The 19501-nt window shown below is 50.4% G+C and carries 14 protein-coding genes; 7 read left to right on the top strand and 7 right to left on the bottom strand.

Translation table 11 applies throughout. From position 1 onward, the window contains the following. Positions 1-24: 24 nt before the first annotated feature. Positions 25-885 carry a hypothetical protein gene (locus tag LKE13_RS16660; RefSeq protein WP_227952613.1) on the bottom strand — a complete coding sequence of 287 codons (861 nt, stop codon included), beginning with the start codon at positions 883-885 and terminating at the stop codon, positions 25-27. Continuing rightward, positions 875-3319, bottom strand: coding sequence for a Lon protease family protein (locus tag LKE13_RS16655; RefSeq protein WP_227952611.1), 2445 nt, complete (start codon positions 3317-3319; stop codon positions 875-877). Before LKE13_RS16655 ends, LKE13_RS16660 begins: the two co-directional genes overlap by 11 nt. 342 nt (positions 3320-3661) lie before the next feature. Here LKE13_RS16655 and LKE13_RS16650 point away from each other — a divergent pair, with 342 nt between their 5' ends. The 6 genes from LKE13_RS16650 to LKE13_RS16625 all read left to right on the top strand — a co-directional run bounded on the left by LKE13_RS16650 (position 3662) and on the right by LKE13_RS16625 (position 12217). Further along, positions 3662-5536 (top strand): PHA/PHB synthase family protein, encoded by a 1875-nt coding sequence (locus LKE13_RS16650; RefSeq protein WP_227952610.1) that lies wholly within the window; start codon positions 3662-3664, stop codon positions 5534-5536. A 12-nt stretch (positions 5537-5548) separates the two neighbouring features. Beyond that, on the top strand, positions 5549-6319 hold the full coding sequence (fabI, locus tag LKE13_RS16645) for an enoyl-ACP reductase FabI (protein WP_227952608.1): 771 nt from the start codon (positions 5549-5551) through the stop codon (positions 6317-6319). Between the two features lie 12 nt (positions 6320-6331). Next, positions 6332-7726, top strand: coding sequence for a bifunctional enoyl-CoA hydratase/phosphate acetyltransferase (locus LKE13_RS16640; RefSeq protein ID WP_227952606.1), 1395 nt, complete (start codon positions 6332-6334; stop codon positions 7724-7726). Continuing rightward, complete coding sequence (locus tag LKE13_RS16635; RefSeq protein ID WP_227952604.1) at positions 7723-8916, top strand: acetate/propionate family kinase; 1194 nt, start codon at positions 7723-7725, stop codon at positions 8914-8916. The genes LKE13_RS16640 and LKE13_RS16635 overlap by 4 nt, the downstream gene beginning before the upstream one ends. A gap of 8 nt (positions 8917-8924) precedes the next feature. After that, positions 8925-10652, top strand: a complete 1728-nt coding sequence (locus LKE13_RS16630) for a SulP family inorganic anion transporter (protein ID WP_227952601.1) — start codon at positions 8925-8927, stop codon at positions 10650-10652. An 83-nt stretch (positions 10653-10735) separates the two neighbouring features. Continuing rightward, on the top strand, positions 10736-12217 hold the full coding sequence (locus LKE13_RS16625) for an AAA family ATPase (RefSeq protein WP_227952594.1): 1482 nt from the start codon (positions 10736-10738) through the stop codon (positions 12215-12217). Positions 12218-12223: 6 nt separating this feature from the next. On the opposite strand, the gene LKE13_RS16620 is transcribed toward LKE13_RS16625, so the two are convergent. The 5 genes from LKE13_RS16620 to LKE13_RS16600 form a co-directional block, all read right to left on the bottom strand. After that, positions 12224-13510 carry an ABC transporter permease gene (locus LKE13_RS16620; protein WP_227952592.1) on the bottom strand — a complete coding sequence of 429 codons (1287 nt, stop codon included), beginning with the start codon at positions 13508-13510 and terminating at the stop codon, positions 12224-12226. Next, the gene (locus LKE13_RS16615) at positions 13507-14436 is read right to left on the bottom strand and encodes an ABC transporter permease (RefSeq protein WP_227952590.1); all 930 of its coding nucleotides are present in this window, start codon (positions 14434-14436) and stop codon (positions 13507-13509) included. The genes LKE13_RS16620 and LKE13_RS16615 overlap by 4 nt, the downstream gene beginning before the upstream one ends. Positions 14437-14445: 9 nt before the next feature. Further along, entirely contained in the window at positions 14446-15558 is a 1113-nt protein-coding gene (locus tag LKE13_RS16610; protein WP_227952588.1) for an ABC transporter ATP-binding protein, read from the bottom strand. Between the two features lie 111 nt (positions 15559-15669). Beyond that, positions 15670-16839, bottom strand: coding sequence for an extracellular solute-binding protein (locus tag LKE13_RS16605; protein ID WP_227952587.1), 1170 nt, complete (start codon positions 16837-16839; stop codon positions 15670-15672). A 307-nt stretch (positions 16840-17146) separates the two neighbouring features. Continuing rightward, positions 17147-18139, bottom strand: a complete 993-nt coding sequence (locus LKE13_RS16600; protein ID WP_227952585.1) for an LLM class flavin-dependent oxidoreductase — start codon at positions 18137-18139, stop codon at positions 17147-17149. A gap of 206 nt (positions 18140-18345) precedes the next feature. On the opposite strand from LKE13_RS16600, the gene LKE13_RS16595 reads away from it, so the two are divergent. Then, positions 18346-19458 carry a fatty acid desaturase gene (locus LKE13_RS16595; RefSeq protein WP_227952578.1) on the top strand — a complete coding sequence of 371 codons (1113 nt, stop codon included), beginning with the start codon at positions 18346-18348 and terminating at the stop codon, positions 19456-19458. The last annotated feature ends 43 nt before the right edge of the window (positions 19459-19501 follow it).

Below are 19501 nucleotides of genomic sequence, written 5' to 3'. Positions count from 1 at the left end.
ATTTCAAACACTCAGTTTCGAATGTCACTGAACAAACAGCAAGGGATGCTGACTTATGATGAGTGATTCCAGTTCTGTTGGATTGTTCATGAGTGCTCCTCCTGTTTTCAAAACAACGACACCGTTTTCAGGCGCAAGCATACTCATGATTGAGTTGTCACTTTCGGCAGCCAGAGGCGCAACATGCACTCGGCCGCTTCCTTCGGTCGCCTGATCCGCGCTTTTAGAAAATTCCTGTTCAAAATTAAGTATCTCGCCATACACCCGCTCGGTCACACGATAAGGAAGAAGCGTTATGTTTTTGAGAGACGCTCCCAAAAGAGCCCGCGCCACGCGCATGCCATGATCCGCCGCGTCAACGGAGTCACAGATGACCGTAACATAAGGCACCAGCCGCCCGCCGCCTTTCAGCAGTAATGTCGGACGCATCGTTGCAAGAGCACGTCGGTTTGAACGCTGACCGCGGTAACCCCGGCTTTTCAGTCTATTTGTGCTTTCGATGATGATCAGATCAGCGTCGACAAGTGTTTCTCCCTCGTTCCGCCAAACATCCTCGCGAACCGACCGGAAGCCTACAGTAACCTTACGGCGGCTCCCCGCGCGCTCAAGCTGTCGCTGAACGCTTCTTGCCATTGCGCGCAACTGACCTTTCAAAGTAAGTCGATCCAGTTGATGTGCGGTTGGTGAGGACAGGCGGAACTCACGGATAAAATCAAACTCTCCGACGGTGATAAGGTCCGCGTCCTCTATAAAAATGCCATGCAACTCCCCTCCAAGCCGCGCCGTGATATCAATGGCTGCTCCAACCGTTTCCTGACAATGCGTCGCCGCATCAATCTGGAGCAATACCCTGTGATATTTCGGGGGCGAGGGCTCAGTCATCATTTACCTCCGACATTTTCTCTTCGCCGCCAGACTTTACATATCGCCGTGCTGATTCAGCAAAAGCCTCAAGCCGTAATTTAACCCGGCCATTGATCGTATCTTTAGGATAATTTCCAGCCGCATCCAGCTCTCCGGCAGGCATGCCTGTCAAAATCTCGATCCCCTCGTCAATGCTGGCAACTGAAAAAATATGGAACTTGCCTTTTTCTGCCGCTTCCACAACCTCATCCTTCAACATAAGATGTTTGACGTTTGACTCCGGAATAAGCACACCCTGAGTACCACTAAGTCCGCGGAAGTTACAAAGATCGAAGAATCCCTCAATCTTTTCATTTACGCCCCCGATAGCTTGCACTTCACCGAATTGATTTACCGACCCCGTAACAGCCAGGGACTGCTTTATTGGAACATCTGCCAGCGCGGATAAAAGTGCATAAAGCTCTGTCGAAGACGCACTATCTCCATCTACGCCGCCGTAAGATTGCTCAAACACCAGGCTCGCATTCAAGGACAACGGCTTATTTTCGGTATAACGTGCCGCCAGAAAATTAGAGAGGATCAGCACGCCTTTTGAATGAAGCGGGCCGCCAAGTTCCACTTCACGTTCAATATCGATGACGCGACCACGCCCGAGATGCACCCTTGCTGTAATCCTGCTCGGCCGACCAAAGGCAAAATCACCTAACTGCATTACAGATAAGCCATTGATCTGGCCGACCTTGGCACCCGAGGTGTCGAGCATCATTGTACCGCGCTGGAACTGTTCCTGAGTGCGTTCACGCATCCGGTCCGATCGATGAATATGGGCTTTTATCGCGTGCGTCACATCCTCTGCGGCGATATGTGATGCCTTCCGGGACGCAGCCCAGTAATCCGCCTCTGACATTAAGTCGGACAAAGAGCGGGTATGACTAGACAACCTTTCCGTATCTGAAGTAAGGCGGGTCATCCTTTCCATTACTTTTTCAACAGCACCCCGCTCCAGCGGCATTAGCCGTTTTTTTCTCGCTTCTGTCGCAATAAATTTCGCATATAACGCAACGGCGTCATCCGTCACCGGTAGACGATCGTCAAAATCAACCGGCACCTTGAAAAGGTTTTGAAAATCCGGATCATTCTGGCTGAGTAGATAGTAAAGAAGCGGGTCACCTATCAGGATCACCTTAATATCTAATGGCATCGTTTCTGGTTGCAGGCTTACCATACTGCCAAGTGACATCATTTGGGTGAGCGATTCTATTCTTACTTCCTGGCTGCGGAGTTCGCGCTTGAGAGTTTCCCAGGCATAGGGTTGAAATACCAATCGGCGGGCATCAAGGATTAGATAACCGCCATTCGCCCGATGAAGCGCACCGGGTTTAATCAACCGAAAATCTGTCACCAAGGAGCCAAATTCCGAGCGATGCTCTATCCGACCGATCAGGTTCTCAACCGTAGGATTATCTTCATAGACAACCGGCGCACCGCCATTGGCGTCATGGCTGATCAGAACATTAATCTGGCAGTTCCCGATGACACGTTCCTGCTGCATCACAAAATCCGCGGCGATACGGGCCGGAACTGTCTCCACCGCCTCGTCCTTGGTTAAACGGAACACATCACTATGGTTGATGATATAGTCCTGAACTTCATCAAAAAAGACGAGCACTGCCGTACAATCCCGCCACTTTTCCCGAATTTCATCTATGAGGTGATCGACCGCAAAGCTTGTGACCTCCCGGTTAAGCTTAGTGATTTCCCGGCGCTGCTCGCGCTCCACTTCCGGAAGCATACGAACAACAGCCTGCAAATCACCTTCCAGTTCGCCGATGTCTTTCTTGAATTTCTCTTGGCTCTCTGAGGACAGCTTGGAAAAAGCCTCCGGATTTAGCACCTTTCCATCTTGCGATGGTGCCAAAGCGAGACCCATCGGCGTCCGGACAATGGAGACGTTTTTCTCGTCTGCCTTCTTCTGCAGATCCTCGAATGCTTCTTCCTGCTTTAGCTTGAACTGCTCCACAATAACATCAAGCCGTGTGCGGTAATCCTCACTTTCATAGGCGGCGGAAATAACGGCGCGAACTTCTTCGGTAAGTGCCTCCATCTGCTGCGCGAGATCATTCGCGCGCCCTGCGGGCAAGCGTAACAATTTTGGGTGATCCGGTACCTTAAAATTATTTATATAACACCAGTCATCCGGGACTGGCTTTGCCGCAGCTTCGGGTTCAAGATAACGACGGATAATTTCTGTTTTACCAGATCCTGAAGGGCCAAATGCAAACAAATTAAAGCCATGATGACGCACACCAATACCAAAGCGAATGGCCTCTACCGCACGATCCTGACCTAACGGCTCGCGCAAATCCTCCAATTCGGTTGTATCCTTAAACCCAAGTGCTTCAAGATCATATCTGCGGCATAATTGTGAAGCGGGCAGTGCCTTAGTATCCACCATCAGGAAATCCTTTTTTTAGTATCTCGCGATTCTAGCATATTATTTGTCGCCCAATATGAGCCAAATCAATTCGAAGCGTGGAATTCACTGCTTTGATTAAACCGCTATCTGGCGAAACGTCTAAAATCCGGCATATATTTGAAAGCTTGCTTGTGTACAGAGGTCTGAACTTAGAAAAACATTGCCTGCAAAGGCTTTCGAGATTGATCCTGATCAATGCTGCGGCGCACAAATCACTGATAGTATAGCTAAGTTTCCCCGGCTTCCCCAATGATGGGCGTGAATGGAAATATCATGGCACAAAAACAAGCTTCCCACAAAACGAGAAAGAGACCCGCAAAAATGGTCGCCACCAAAACAAATTTACCCGCTGTGACAACAACCAAGGGTAAGACGCCACCTTCTGCTATTGCATATCCCTATCAGAAAATCATGGGAAACCCTGATATGGGGCATTCGCCATTTGAACGCGACTCCTATTTCTCAACATCAATGCAGGAAATACTGGACCGTTCCACACATGCAATGGCCGCTCGTTTTACAGGCGGACTTTCTCCCAGCGCCCTTGCTGGAGCCTATGCCGATTGGGTCGTTCATCTGGCTACCTCGCCGGGCAAGCGGCTTCAGCTTGTTGAGAAGGCTGTGAAGAAGAGCCTGCGTCTTGCCAACTACGCGACCCAGTGTGCGCAGAATAAAAATGACGATGATGCTTCGCCACGATGCATTGAGCCCTTGCCGCAAGATAAACGCTTTAGCGATCCGGCTTGGCAAACATTCCCATATAACCTACTTCATCAATCCTTTTTGATGACACAGCAATGGTGTCATAACGCTACGACCGGGGTGCGCGGAGTTACCCAACAACATGAAAATGTCGTGGAGTTTGCAACTCGGCAAGTTCTTGATGTTTTCTCGCCGTCCAATTATTTTTTGACAAATCCGGAAGTTCTTCAAAAAACCGTCGATGAAAGCGGACAAAACCTTGTTCGCGGCTATCAGAATTTCGTCAAAGATTTTGAGGCAGCCGTCAGCGGCCGAAAACGGACGGATAATCAGAAATATCAAGTTGGCAGAAATATTGCGGTTACGCCCGGAAAAGTAATCTACCGAAATCGGCTGATAGAGCTAATCCAATATGAGCCCGCTACGGAAAAGGTTCATCCGGAACCGATCCTCATCGTGCCTGCTTGGATCATGAAATACTATATCCTTGATCTTTCTCCCGAAAACTCTCTCGTTAAATTCCTAACAGAGCAGGGGTATACAGTTTTCATGGTTTCTTGGAAAAACCCGGACCCTGATGATCGCGACCTATCGATGGATGATTATCGACGCCTCGGGGTGATGGCAGCACTTGATGTTATAGAAAATATCATACCGAATGAGAAAGTGCATGGCGTTGGTTATTGCCTTGGCGGCACCTTGCTAACGATTGCCGCAGCAGCCATGTGTCGAGATAATGATGATCGACTTAAATCACTCTCGCTTTTCGCAGCCCAAGCCGACTTTACCGAGGCTGGGGAGTTGATGCTGTTCATCAATGAAAGTCAGGTCACCTTCCTGGAAGACATGATGTGGGAACAAGGGTTTCTGGATACAAAACAGATGGCGGGTGCATTCCAATTACTACGTTCCAACGATCTTATATGGTCCCGCTCAGTCCGAAATTACCTGATGGGCGAAGAGCCAGACCTCAATGATCTAATGACCTGGAATGCGGATGCCACGCGCATGCCATACCGTATGCATTCCGAATATCTACGGCATTTATTCCTGAACAACGATCTTGCCGAAGGCCGCTTTCTCGTCGAAGGGCGACCAGTCGCTGTTTCAGACATAACTGTGCCCATATTTGCGGTCGGAACCGAATGGGATCACGTTGCACCGTGGCAATCCGTATATAAGTTCCATATCCTGTCCGACACCGAAATTACATTCCTGCTAACCAATGGCGGCCATAACGCAGGGATTGTCTCTGAGCCGGGACATCCACGGCGCCACTATCGTCTTGCCCTCCATAAATTGGATGATCGCTATAAGGATCCAGAGCAATGGTATGAAGACACGACGGAGCAGGAAGGATCTTGGTGGCCGGAGTTTAGTGCTTGGCTAAAAGCCCGTTCAGGTCAGCAGACCTCCCCGCCAGCTATGGGATTGACCGACCAAGGCTATGAAATTTTGGGAAATGCTCCCGGTACATACGTTTTTCAGGAATAGGATGATTTGCATATGATTCCGAATTTAATCAGTGGCAAACGGGGGTTGGTCGTCGGCATTGCCAATGATCATTCAATTGCCGCTGGCTGTGCGCGCGCCTTTCATGGCTCCGGAGGACGACTCGCGCTCACCTATCTGAATGAAAAGGCGCGACCTTATGTTGAGAAGGTCGCAACTAGCGTTAATGCCGAGATGCTGCTGCCACTAGATGTCGAGGACGATTCGCAGATGGAGGCCGTATTTGAAAGAATTACAAAGGAATGGGGTGGCCTTGATTTTTTATTGCATTCCATCGCCTACTGCCCCGCAGAGGATCTACAAGGACGCGTCATAGACTGCTCTCGCGCTGGATTTGCCCAAGCGATGGACATCTCCTGTCATTCCTTTATCCGGCTGGCACGACACGCTGAACCGCTAATGAAAGATGGCGGGAGCTTGCTAACCGTAAGCTATTATGGCGCAGAGAAGGTTGTTGACCACTACAATATTATGGGTCCGGTCAAGGCAGCGCTTGAAGCCTCCATGCATTATCTGGCGGCGGAACTCGGCCCCAAAGGCATTCGCGTAAATGCTCTGTCACCCGGCCCGTTGAAGACGCGTGCGGCCTCCGGCATAGCGCATTTTGATGAATTGATCGACGAGGCGTGCGCACGAGCGCCGCAACATCGTCTGGTAACTATTGAAGATGTCGGTAACATGGCTGTTGGCCTAGTCAGCGATGCTGCAAAGAATGTTACTGGCAACATTTCATATGTCGACGCGGGCTATCACGTAATGTCGTAAACAGGGCGGAACATGCAATATATCGAAAACAAGACATTTGACGAAATAGAGGTTGGCGACAGCGCAGACTTGGCACGGAAGCTTAGCACGAAGGATATTGAGCTTTTTGCGGTTATGTCCGGAGACGTCAACCCTGCCCATTTAGATGTAGAGTATGCAAAGTCAGATATGTTTCACAAGGTGATTGCCCACGGCATGTGGGGTGGATCCCTGATCTCTGCCGTTCTGGGGACTGAATTGCCTGGTCCGGGCACAATCTATCTAAATCAGTCTCTTAATTTTCATAAACCTGTCGGACTGGGTGACATGATCACCGTTCGGGTTACAGTGAAAGAAAAACACGATAAAGGCTACCGCGTTACACTCGCCTGTGAATGTATCAATCAAAATGGCGAGATCGTTATCGATGGCGACGCGACCGTTATAGCCCCGACCAAAAAGGTCCGTCGCCCCCGGGTTCTCCTGCCCGAAGTACATTTACACGAGACGGGCGCCCAGTATCAGCGATTGATTGCCGCAACTCGAGACTTGGACCCTATCCGTACGGCTGTTGTTCACCCTTGCGATACGATATCCCTGATCGGTGCACTGGAGGCCGCAAAAAATGACCTAATTGTCCCTGTATTGATCGGGCCGAAGAAAAAAATACAGGCCGCCGCAGAGGAAGCGAATTACGACATCAACGCTATTGACATTATTGATGTGCCCCACAGTCACGCAGCTGCCCAAAAAGCAGTCGAAATGGTCCGACAAGGCACTGTCTCCGCTTTGATGAAGGGCAAACTGCATACAGACGAAATTATGGAGGCGGTTGTTGATCGCGCAAACGGCCTGACAACTGAACGGCGCATCAGCCATGTTTTCGTGCTTGATGTACCGCATTATCCAAAGCCCCTTTTCATTACCGATGCGGCAATCAATATCTATCCTGATCTGGACGATAAACGGGATATTATTCAAAACTCTATCGACCTTGCCCACGCGCTTGGCATTGATGTGCCGAAAGTCGCTGTTTTATCAGCCGTGGAAACAGTTTATCCAAAGATTGCCTCAACCATTGATGCCGCGGCCCTCTGTAAAATGGCCGACAGGGGACAGATAACCGGTGGCCTGCTTGATGGGCCACTCGCCTTTGACAATGCCATTTCCAAAACAGCGGCGGAAGCAAAGGGCATTACCTCTGCCGTTGCAGGAGAGGCGGATATCCTGATTGCACCCGATCTTGAGGCCGGCAATATGATCGCCAAGCAGCTTATTTATCTTGCCGGCGCGGAATCTGCCGGAATTGTCCTGGGCGCTCGTGTCCCCATTATTCTGACAAGCCGAGCGGATGGCACATTGTCCCGCCTCGCCTCTTCCGCCCTTGCTCTCCTTTTCGCAAATTATGTCCAGCAACAAACGCCATGACAGAAACAATATTAGTTCTGAACGCCGGATCGTCGAGTATCAAATTCGCCTTGTACCCAGCTGCGCAGACACCGAGCAGCCCGTTGATCCGTGGCAAAATAAAAGGAATAGGCCGCGCCCCGGAATTTAATGCGGTAGATATTTCCGGCCGCAATATAGATAAAGGGCCGCTTGCTGCGATAGAAGTCACAAGCGACCATCAACACCTAACCAGTCTATTACTCGATTGGTTGGATGTTCATGACCAGGATAATAACGTCGTTGCCATTGGACACCGTGTTGTGCATGGCGGACGCGAGTATGCCACGCCAGTTAAAATCAGTATCGAAATCCTGCAAGAACTAAGACAATTTGTGTCGCTTGCGCCGCTCCATCAGCCCCACAATCTGGCTCCGATAGACGCACTTATCAAACGCAACAGAGATCTCTTGCAGGTCGCTTGTTTCGATACGGCATTTCACCGAACTCAGTTACATCTGGCAGAGCTTTTTGCACTTCCCCGTCACCTTACTGATGAGGGCATCATCCGATACGGCTTCCATGGCCTTTCCTATCAGTATATTTCAAGTATTTTGCCCAAAACCCTCGGAGAAAAAGCGGAGGGGCGTATTGTTGTTGCACATCTTGGAAACGGCGCAAGCCTTTGCGCCATGCAAAACCGGAAAAGTGTTGCCACAAGTATGGGCTTTACGGCACTTGACGGGTTGGTGATGGGAACTAGATGTGGCACCCTTGATCCGGGCGTCGTTCTTTATTTCATGCAGGAGCGTGGCATGAATGAGGAGGAAATCCAGCGTCTCTTATACAATGATTCCGGTCTGCTTGGCGTTTCCGGGATAAGCAATAATATGCAGGTACTACTTGAAAGCGATCATGCCCACGCCAAGGAAGCCATTGATCTTTTCTGTTATCGAGCGGCCTGCGAGATTGCGTCCCTGATGGTCCCGCTTAAAGGGCTGGAAGGCATCGTTTTTACGGCCGGCATAGGCGAGAACTCCGCACCCATTCGTGCACAAATTTGTGCAAATCTGGAATGGCTCGGGGTTAACCTCGACAGTGAAGCAAATCAGTCAAACGCTCATATAATCAGTGGTGCAAACTCTGAAATTGTTGTCTCAGTTATTCCCACCGATGAAGAAAGTGTGATTGCCGATGCGACTTTTAATATCCTCCAACACGGCAATGAGTGAGGGTTCAAATGGCCACTCAGGGAATTGAGAAAGTTATACCTGCTGTTGGATGGCTTAAATCTTATTCATCCAACGACCTGCCGGGAGACCTCACTGCGGGAATTATCACCGCTATCCTGCTGGTTCCGCAGGCGATGGCTTATTCTATCCTTGCCGGACTTCCGCCGGAAGTAGGTTTGTACGCAAGCATCCTGCCGCCCATTCTTTACGCATTTTTCGGAAGTAGCCGCACTCTCGCTGTTGGTCCCGTCGCCGTTGCTTCACTTATGGTCGCGGCAGCACTTGGTACCATTGCCATTCCGGGGTCGGCTGATTATATCTATGCTGCGCTAGTTCTTTCCGCCCTAATCGGTTTGTTTCTCCTGATCATGGGAATTGCAAAACTTGGTTTTCTCGCCAATTTCCTGAGCCACCCTGTAATGTCTGGCTTTACCAGCGCGGCGGCAATTGTCATTGCCTTTAGCCAGCTAAAACATCTATTGGGCATCGAAATTCCACGCGGTAGCCGCATAGACCAATCGCTTAGTTATATCTTCAATCATGTTTCCGACATTAACGGTTTAACCGTGATTATCAGTGGGATAAGCCTCATACTTTTGTATAGTTTGCGGCAGTATCTTAGCCCCCTACTCATTCGCTTTGGATTATCGGAAAAAATTGCCAAGACGCTTGTAAAAGCAGGGCCTATGTTTGTAGTTCTGTTGATGACCCTTTTGTCGGCGAAAATGCTGTGGAATGAAACTAACGGGCTTGTCGTTGTGGGAAGTATCCCCGCAGGCCTACCGCCGCTCACCGTGCCGAGTTTCGATTTTACCCTTTGGCGTGAATTGGCGGTTTCGGCGGCCCTGATCGCCCTTGTCAGTTTTGTTGAGAGCGTTGCCATCGCGCGGGTTCTGGCCAGCAAGCGCCGCCAGAAGATAGATGTCAATCAGGAGCTTGTTGGTCTTGGCGTCGCCAATATCGGTGCCGCTTTTACTGGTGGCAGTCCGGTTTGCGGCGGCTTTAGTCGTTCTGTGGTAAATTTTGATGCGGGTGCGAATACACAGTTAGCGGCCATTATAACCGCCGCATTAATTGCACTTTCCGTGCTTTTCTTCACACCACTTTTTTATTACCTACCGCAGGCCGTACTCGCGGCCATTATAATCATTGCGGTCTTGGGACTAGTCGATCTAAAGGCCCTTAAAGTAAACTGGACCTATAGCAAGAGTGACGCCGCCGCCTGGCTTGTTACCTTCGCCGTTGTCATGGCGGAAGGTATCGAATTGGGTATTATCGCGGGAATTGTGGTTTCGCTTATCCTCTTCCTCTGGCGCAGCAGTAAACCGCATATCGCCATCGTTGGCCGCGTTGGAAGCAGCGAACATTTTCGCAACATCAAGCGTCACACGGTCCGGACCTGCGCGCATGTTCTGGCGATGAGGGTGGATGAAAGCCTGTTCTTCGCCAACACCCGATATTTTGAAAATTATGTCCTTTCAGCGATTGTCGACCAGCCAGAAGTAAAACATGTTGTCTTTATATGCAGTGCCATCAACGCGATCGACGGCAGCGCGCTCGAGTCTTTGGAGACTCTCATTTCAGACTTGAAAAATGCGGGTGTCACTTTTCATCTGGCCGAAGTGAAGGGGCCGGTGATGGATCGATTGGAACGAACTCATTTCCTTGAGCATCTCAAGCCCGGTAAAGTTTACCTCAGCACCCACGATGCCTTCAAAGACCTTGATTGCGCCTGATGGCTCAAGAATATCCGGACATACCACAACAGGAGATAATCTCCTTTCTAAAGAACCCCGCAAATTATCCAACTGAGATTGAAATGGTTGACGTGCATGAAACCCACGGCGCGATGATTTTTCTTGCGGGTGATTTCGCCTACAAAATAAAGAAGGCGGTCAAATTTCCCTATATGGATTTTTCAACACTTGCAAAGCGGCGACATTTTTGTAAGCGGGAAATATCGATCAATCAGCCCGGTGCGCCGGAGATTTATCTGGGCCTAACGGCCATCACAAAGGAATCTGATGGAAGCCTGACATTTGACGGAGCCGGCCAAACTGTTGAATGGGCGGTAAAGATGAAACGCTTTGAGCAGGAGATGATGCTTGACCAGCTTCCGCACAGCAGAGTTACTGAAAAGGCACTGATCGAGAAGCTGGCCAAGTCAGTTTTCGACTATCATCAAAAGGCTCCAATCGAGAGAGCCTCAGATGGCCCTAAGCGTATTCAGCTATTAATTGACGAACTAAGAGATAGCTTTCAGGGCGCGCCAAAGCTTTTTCAAAAAGAAGATGTATTACGTTTCCAACAGCTGGCAGAAGAGCATCTATCCTTCGCCTACTCTTGCTTGCGATTTCGGGGGCGCCATGGATTTATCCGCCGATGCCATGGTGACCTTCATCTTCGCAATATTGTCCTTATCGACGATAAACCCGTTCTTTTCGATGCGTTGGAGTTTGATGAGGAACTGGCGACTATTGATACTCTCTATGATCTCGCGTTCCTTCTCATGGATCTTGATCAGCAGCAAATGAGCCCAAGCGCAAATCAGCTTCTTAACCGATATCTTTATCTTTCCGGCGCACTTGAGGATATTTACGGGATGAAGGCCATGCCGCTCTTCCTTGCGATCCGCGCAGGGATTAGAGCCATGGTCGCCAATGATCACGCGCGGCAGCTTTCCGGCAAGGCTGCAGAAGAAGAAAGAATGGCGGCACGGAAATATTTTTCCACCGCCATGCAATATCTATCGCCAAAGAAGCCCGCGCTGGTGGCAATTGGTGGATACTCGGGGACGGGGAAAACCACCCTCGCGTCATTGCTCGCTGGCACGCTGGAACATGCGCCGGGTTTCCTGCATTTCCGCACGGATCTTGAACGAAAAGCACTTTTCAACGTATCCGAGACAGAACGGCTGGACCCATCCAGTTATACTCAGGAAGTGAACGATAAGGTTTATGCCAGATTGCTGCATAAAACCCGCATCGGCCTGAAGTCTGGACAGAAAGTTATTATCGATGCTGTCTTCTCCAAGGAGAGTGAACGGGCGGAATTTGAGACTCTCGCGGAAGAGCTGGACGTTCCTTTCATCGGTATCTGGCTAGAGGCGGATGAAAAAGTTATCTCCGCACGCGTGGAGGCACGAAAGGGCGACGCATCCGATGCGACCCCGGCGGTCGTGCATCAACAGGTAAAGCGCGGCATTTCCGGCCTGACATGGCATCGCATTGATGCGAGCGGTAGCCAGTTTGACAGCCTTCGACAAGTTCTTGACTTTCCCAAGTTATCCGATATTGACTGACTTGCCCTAGTCTTCCTTCGGTGCCGCTTGATCCAGGTTTTTCGGAGAGAACACATCCCCAAATGCCCCTTTCCCGGGACTCTTGGCGGGCTCATCGGGTTTTGCAGCTGGCCCACTCTTATCAAGATTGCCCGGAGCAAACACATTGCCAAAAGCACCTTTCCCCGGGCTTTGCGTTGCCGGTGAGCCTGACTTACTGCCACTAAACACATCAGGTCCTTGATGCTGCTTCTGCTGCTGTTCCAATTGGCGTTTTTCACGAATGGCCTTAATCCGCTCCTGCTGCAGAAGTTGCTTTTGCTCTCGAACATCCATTTTGCAAGCATTCGGGCTGTAACTCTGGGCAAACCATATCGTGGAGGCACCACCCAACGCCAACAGGACAAGGATAATAGCAGCCGGATTACCCCGAAAGAATTTCGGTAGCTGAAACCCACCCGAGACCGCTGCAACGGGGGCGCCGTTTGCGAGCGCCAGTTGCTGCCTCCGACGATAGATTTCATGCGCGAGCGCGCCTAGAATAGTCAGCGCTATAATAATGAAGGCAAGTGCAGAAATGGATGGGTTGATCCCATATCTAACCTTTTGCGCAAGTTCAATAGTCAGCGTTGGGTACTTGCCGAAGGTGAAGGTAGTCGTATTGTAATTCTCGAAGGACGCCAGAAATGCAAGAACTGCGGCCGAGCCAATGGCGGGCTTCATGAAGGGCAGCAAGATCTTTCGGAAAGCCTGTACCTGCGTCGCCCCGAGATCCAGCGCAGCCTCTGTCAGGCCGGTATCGAAACGCTGCAACCGGGCAATAAAGACGAGCATGCAGTAAGAGGCAATAAAGGTCGATTGGCCCAGAATAGTGAGAAATATGCCGTTATGCAGAATGCCCCCGCTACTCATACCGAGCATAATGCTCATCCGATCCCAGAATACGAGCGTGGAAATACCGAGCACCACCCCGGGAATAAGGATCGGCGCGATCACGATGGTGTAATAGGTTGCCCGAAGCTTCGGCCATATCTGGGTTAGCAGCAGGGCGCCCGCAAGTCCCATAATCACGGAGAGAATGACAGTGCCAATACCGATAACGAAGCTGTTCTCGATGCCGTTCAATATCCGCTCATCATGGGCAAGGACATCGAACCATTCGAACGTTAGGCATTCCCAAGGCGTCAGTTTCGGAAAAGATGGAGAGTTGAAAGCCGTAATGCTCATAACGACAAGCGGGCCCAGCAAATATCCAAAAAAGACGACGAGATAGGCACCTAGAATAAATTTGAGGAGAATATTGTTGGTCTTCATTTACCAATATCTCCTATCTTCACTTTGAACAGCCGCATCATACTAAGAACGATGATAATACAGGTGACAAGCAGGACGATGGCAAAGGCCGCACCGCGGGGCCAGTTACCGCCTGTGTTAAACCACTGATAGATAATCTGCGTAAACCAGAGACTGGAGGGGCCACCCAGAATTTGCGGGGCCGCCAGCGCGCCCGCCGAAAGCATGAACACCATTGTACAGCCCGACGAAATGCCCGGCTTGGCGTAAGGGATAACCACCCGCCAATGAATACGCCACCAAGGCGCGCCCATATCGCGCGCCGCCTCGATCTGGTTACGGTCAAGGCTTTCGATCACATTGTATATCGGGAAGATCATCAACAAGATATAGGCATACCCAAGCCCTGCATAGAGCGCCACATTTGCCCGGATAAAGTCAACGGGGTCGCTGATCAACCCCATAGCCAACATCATTTCATTGATCAGGCCGCTTTCGCCGAAAATAATGCGAAAAGCGAAGGCGCGCAGAATTTCATTAATCCAGTATGGAATAATCAGCAGCAGTACCAGAATGCGAATTGCCCCGCCGCCCCTCGACTGACCAAGGTAATACGCAAGCGGATAGCATAGCACGAGGTCGAGGATGGTCACAAATAACGCGGCCAGAAGCGTCCGGCCAAATACGCCGAGATCCACAACATTATAAGTCGTATCCGCGCCCGGTGCCCCGAGAACCAGATATTTATAATGCTCAATCGTATAGGTGTCTTTCGGCCCTCCCATCTCCGGAGGGGGAAGATGATGCCGGAACGAAAAGTCGAGCATGGAAAGCTGCGGCAGGACAATCAGGATAACAACCCAGAACAACACCGCGACCAATAGGAAACTACCGAGCCCGATACCGTTTTTAGCAAAATAGTCCCGGAACAGCTGTGCAACTTTCATCGTTCCATCCTATTCGCTGGCAAGCTCACCGGCGGGCAAGACGACCGCCTGCTCAGGCACATACTCAAGTGTCAGGTTCATACCTTCCGCCGATTGCCGTTCTGTTCCGATATTCACGAGAGACATCTTGATTTCCTTGCCCTCGGAACCTTCAAGGAAAACATTATATATCTGTCCCTCAAATTCCTCATGCTTGACCATAGCCGCAAAACGGTTCGGCGCGGGTGTGATATCCGGCGCGATATTGAGCGCCTCGGGGCGAACAAACAACATCGCGGGATCGCCAACTTTCAAGGTACCCTGCGCAGTCGTTGCGATGCGGGCAAGCAACTCTCCCGTCCGATTGGTGCTGATTAGGGCCATATCACCATCGATGGATTTCACCTTACCCCGGAAAACATTATTTTCCCCGACGAATGACGCCACAAAAGGTGTTGCCGGATCATTGTAAACCGTATGCCCCGAACCGATCTGATCGACGACCCCGGCCCGCATGACGGCAACATTGTCGGACATCGTCAATGCCTCGCCCTGATCATGCGTGATATAAATGAAGGTGATACCAACGCGCTGCTGAATTTCACGAAGTTCTGTGCGCATATGCTGCCGAAGTTTCAAGTCCAGCGCAGAAAGCGGCTCATCAAGCAATAGAACGTCTGGTTCCGCACAGAGCGCACGGGCAATTGCAACGCGCTGCTTCTGCCCGCCGGACAATTCGGATGGAAGTTTTTCACCCTGATCCGGCAACGCAATCATTTCAAGGAGCTCGTCGGCCCGCTTGCGTCGTTCCGCCTTACTGGCACCCTTCACTTCCATAGAAAAGGTAATATTTTCCCATATTTTCATTAAAGGAAAGAGGGCGAGATTTTGGAAAATAAGAGCCGTCGGACGTTTGTTCGGCCCGATCCCGGTCATATCCCTGCCGCCAATTCGAACTGTGCCTTCGCTAGGCTCCAGAAAGCCCGACACGGAGCGCAGGATTGTTGTCTTACCGCACCCAGACGGCCCAAGAAACGAGAAGAACTCTCCTCCCTTAATATTCACATTCGCTTCACGTACAGCAACGAAATCACCAAACCTGATCCAGACATTTTCCAGATCGACATCAACCCCTTTGGTCATGGATCATTCCCCAATTGACACCCTTTTCCATCGAAACCCCCTCGGCCCAAAGAAAACAAACGGGAATTGCGCCGGACCCGCGAGAGCGGATCCGGCATATCTTATCAAGATTTAAGAGCTCTTGAACTTGTTCACATACTCAGTACGTACGGCAGCATACCAAGGTGCCTGAGGTGGCCAAGGATTCAAGTTATCGAGTGAATCGCCTGGATACGCATCCGCAAAGTTCTTCTTATAGGCATCGCCCGCATATTGATCAGCCCCTAGAACCGGCGAATTATAACCATGAGAATCAATGGCCTTACCGGCATTTTTGGCGTCATAGGAGAATTTGATGAATTCATAAACCTGATCCATATTCTTCGCCCCGATAGGCAACGACATGCCGTCAACCCAGGCCATCGCCCCTTCAACCGGCGCCTGATACATGATTGGATCACCAGCAGTTTTTAGTGACATTGGCGGACCGTCCCAAGTCTGGCCAACGACGACACCCTCGTTCAACAGTCCATTTTTCTGCGTATCCGCATCATTCCAAAGAAGCTTGATATTCTTTTTGCGGGCGATGCACCAGTCTGTCACTTTTTCCCAGATCGGACGCATCGTCTCTTCAGACTCATATGCTTTCCACATATCGCCGGGGTTAAGTGCGCCGATTGTTTCCATATACAGGCCAGCACAGAGCATCATGGAATGCGGGCGTCCCATAGTCTTGCCGGCGTTCTCTTCAGCCCAGACATCCCCGTAGCTTGGTGCAGCACCAGCCGGCGCCCATTTATCGGTCCGCCAGGCGATACCTTCCGTTCCCCAGATATGTGGAAGCCAATGAGATCCCTTACCTTCAAAATCCCAATCTTTTGTTCCAATGGCCGCCATTGTCGGGCTCACTTTATCAACAGGAACACGGCTCATATCCCACGGCTGTAAGAGTTCGAGCGGCCCCCATTCCAAGCCCTGGTTATTTGTCGGCGAAACAATGTCAAAGCCCTGACCCTTGTTTGCCTTCATCTTGTTGATGATCTCTTCATTCGAGCCAATACCTGTGTAGTTGATTTTGATGCCTGTTTCTTTTGCAAAATCTGCAATGAAAGGTTCCGGCAGGTAATCCGACCACATCAAGATGTTAAGTTCCCCTGAAGAGGAGAACGCGTTTTTAACAATCGCGGGTCCAGCTACAGTAAAAGCACCAACAGCTGTCGCCGTTTTCAATACATTCCGGCGACTGACGACTGATGTTGATTTTCCATCTGCCTGTGTGGGTTTTTGAGATTTAACGGTCATTCTATACTCCCTTGAATTTTATAGCTTCGAGATCTTTAGTAAATGAACGGGTTTAGCGACGCTTTTATTACAAATGGACTGCAGCGGGTGTCGTGCAATCAGCTTTTCCGGATGTCATGATAGCCGAAAATACAGTATTTAAAAGTATATTTGTCGAACAAAATGGATTTTATTTTGCGGTGCAAAAAATTAGATTTATAATAATAATTTCAATGCTTTAAATTTAAGCAATATTGCACAATATAACGGCATTTCACACACCCGAACTTAGTCCGCCAAAAGCTGAATAAATTGAATTTCGCCTGAATCAGGCGATTGCTGCCATTGCCTTCGCCGCAATCTCAAAGGCCCGCAAGCGCGCCTGGTGGTCAAAAATCTGCGCCGTCAGGATAATTTCATCCGCATTTGTCTCCGCCTTGAATTCCTGCAGCCGTTCTGACACGTCATTTGCATCTCCAAGCGCTGTATAGGTCATGAATCGGGATATGGCTGCCATTTCCTGTGGCCCGAGCCTTTCGGCGAATCCTTCTACCGGCGGAGGTAACCGGATCGGCATTCCCCGTGCAAGACCCAGAACTCCTTGCATCAGGGAAGTCGTGATAAGCTCTGCATGGTCTCGTGTATCGGCAGCCTGCAGGTTCATCGCCGCCATGACATAGGGTTTATCAAGCTGCACGGAGGGTTTGAAATTCTGCCGGTAAATATGGAGCGCCTGACGCAAATCTGTCGGCGCGAAATGTGAGGCAAACGCGTAGGGCAATCCGAAATGTGCCGCCAGCTCTGCGCCATAAAGGCTGGAGCCGAGTATCCAGAGCGGCACGTGAAGTCCCGCACCCGGTACCGCCTGAATTTTCTGGCCCGGCTCCAGATCCGCGAAATACTGCTGCAGCTCAAGCACATCCCGGGGGAAGCTGTCCACATTTGCGTTCATTGCGCGGCGAAGCGCCTGCGCTGTCAAACCGTCCGTTCCCGGCGCCCGGCCCAGACCAAGGTCGATCCTGTCCGGATAAAGGGAGGCGAGCGTTCCAAACTGTTCCGCTATGATCAGCGGCGCATGATTTGGCAGCATGACGCCACCCGAACCGATGCGGATTGTTTTGGTGTGGGCGCCGACATGGGACAGCAGAACAGCAGTTGCCGCACTCGCAATGCCGGGGATGTTATGATGCTCTGCTAGCCAATAGCGCTTGTATCCCAATTTCTCTGCAAGTTGCGCTATTTCCACAGAATTCTTGAATGATTGCGCAGCATTGCTCCCCTCGATGATCGGGGCCAGATCCAGCACGGACAGTTGAGTCATAGAGTTCCACCATTTTTTTACAGGTCACGGGTTCTGCGCCGAATTCAACGATAAGGTCCCAACGACCATTTGTCGAACGGATCGTCCGAATTTTCCGAGATCTACGAGAACTTTTCGGCATGCCGCTGCAAGCTGCTGAGCCCATATAACGCAGAAGTGTTGTGGCGAAACACGTTTCAACTTGTATTTTGAGGCATTGACGGGTATTGTCTGGTCGACTTTTTTATCAGGGTAGAACGACTATTTCCAGTTTATCAGGGCCGCTAAAGGCCGCACCGTTATCCGGCGAATTACAAGCGCCGAGCGCTTCTCCGAGAACATTTGACAAAAAATGGGCGGAAGTTGCCCGGAGATTTGCCGCTCCGGATGCGAAGCGCAGTGTTCTGCAGCTGTTGACCACGATTGTTCCACTGGTGATCCTATGGGCAAGCATGATCATCGTTGTAGACGATGTGTACTGGTTGGCGCTATTGCTCTCCATCCCGGCGGCAGCATTTACGGTTCGTCTATTCATCATCCAACATGATTGCGGACATCATTCCTTTTTCCGGTCACCGCGCCTCAATGATCTGGTGGGGCGGCTAATTGGCGTTGTCACTCTTACACCGCATGAATATTGGCGTCGTTCTCATAACACCCATCATGCAACCTGCGGACATCTTGAAAAGCGCGGCATTGGCGATATCAATGTGATCACTGTTGCCGAGTACCAGGCGTTAAGCCGTTGGCAGCGTTTTCTTTATCGCATTTACAGGACGCCAGCCGTGATGTTTGGCATTGGCCCTTTGTATCTATTTGTAGTTAAATACAGATTGCCTCTTGATCTTATACGTCAACGGCCAGCACTGCTGATCGGGGTTATGGGCACCAATCTTGGGATTGTTGCGATCACCCTGGCCTTAGGGTTTAGTTTTGGCTTCATGGACATCTTGATGGTGCAGATTCCAGTCATTCTGTTATCTTCCACGGCAGGTGTCTGGCTTTTTTACGTACAGCATCAATTTGAAGATACATATTGGCGTAACAAAAAAGACTGGAACATTCATGAAGCGTCGGTGATGGCAAGCAGCTATTATGACCTTCCTCAGCCGCTCCGTTGGTTATCCGGAAATATTGGTATTCACCATATTCATCATCTTTCCTGCCGTATCCCAAATTATCGCCTCGGGGCATGCCTTGCAGAACTGCCGGCGCTCAAATCCCTGAACCGAATCAGTCTGTGGGAAAGCTTTGCCTGTTTACGGCTCGCACTGTGGGATGAAAACTCTCAACGACTCGTCTCTTTCAAATCCGCCCGAAAGCTGTCCCCCGCAACATAATCGGCCGCTAAGAACAGCGCTTCAAAGCGATAAAGTAATTTCG

This window comes from Sneathiella sp. HT1-7, assembly GCF_020731145.1.
Taxonomy (GTDB): Bacteria; Pseudomonadota; Alphaproteobacteria; order Sneathiellales; family Sneathiellaceae; genus Sneathiella.
This window is presented reverse-complemented; position numbering and strand designations above follow the sequence as displayed.